A 1019-nucleotide genomic window follows, 5' to 3' on the forward strand; every position below is an offset into this window, starting at 1 on the left:
GGAGGCAGCGGCCTTCTTGCGGTAGAAGGCGATCAGCCGGTCGCCCGTCACCGTCACGTTGCCGCGCACCGCCTGCGCCTGGTCATAGGCGGTCACGGTCTGCGTCTTCTGGTCCCAGTCGAAGCCGCCCGCCGCCGTCACGACGATCTGCCCGCCATGGGACAGATCGATCGCCTGCGCCCGCGCGCCTGCCGGGGCCAGGCAGGCCACCGCGCCGCCGAGCGCAAGCGCCAGCCCAAGCTCAGGTCCAAGCCCTAGTCCACGCTTGGGCCCAGGCCGGGGCGGGATCGCGGCCTTGAGAAAGGCGGTCATCGGGTGGGCTCCGTCTGGGCTGCCGAGGTTTGGGCTGCCGGGGTTTGGGCTGCTGGGGTTGGCGTTGTCGCGGGACGGGCGTCGGGCGGATGGGCGTGGGCGTCGTCATTCAGCACCAGCCGACCCGGCCCGCGGAACAGGCCGACCCCATCATGCTGCGACAGCATGAAACCCTGGGCGTCCAGCACGCCGAACGGCCCTTCGGCATGCACCCATTCGTCCGACATGACAATGCCCTGCTTCAGGTTCATGTCCGCCGTGACGCCGTTCAGGATGATCCCGTCGTCGCGATACAGCACGACGTCGCCGGTCAGGTCCAGCAATTGCGCGTGCTGCATATAGACGCCGTCCCGCGACGTGATCATCAGCCAGTTGCCGCCCTGGGTCAGCATGTCGGCGGCGGGCCGGGACAGGTTGATCCGTTCGGGGCCGACCTGCTGCGCCTGCTCGGCCGTGATCGTGAACGGCCGGCCGTGATCGTCCAGCCCGCGATAGCTGGCGCCCAGCATGTTGCCGCTTGCGATACGCAGGTTTTCCATCTCGTGCATGACGTTGCGCTGGGCGCTCATCATGCGGTCGATCGCGGGCCATACGGCGATCGACCCCAGCAGGGCCAGCGCTGCGGCCGGCAGCGCCCATTTGGCCCAGCGTACCATCTGGCGGCGGCGGGCGATGTCGCGCGGGCGGGGGATGCGCCGCTGCCGGAT

Annotated in this window: 1 protein-coding gene and 1 pseudogene; both read right to left on the reverse strand. The window is 69.6% G+C overall.

All coding sequences use genetic code 11. The features are described from left to right. A pseudogene (locus HUK84_RS19915) lies at positions 1-312 on the reverse strand (hypothetical protein); the annotation flags it as partial. Further along, the coding region (gene lptC / locus HUK84_RS19920) for an LPS export ABC transporter periplasmic protein LptC (protein WP_176641750.1) at positions 309-1019 on the reverse strand (711 nt) is incomplete at its 5' end. The gene lptC and the pseudogene HUK84_RS19915, both read right to left, overlap by 4 nt.

It is taken from the genome of Nguyenibacter vanlangensis (assembly GCF_013376155.1).
Classification (GTDB): domain Bacteria; phylum Pseudomonadota; class Alphaproteobacteria; order Acetobacterales; family Acetobacteraceae; genus Gluconacetobacter; species Gluconacetobacter vanlangensis.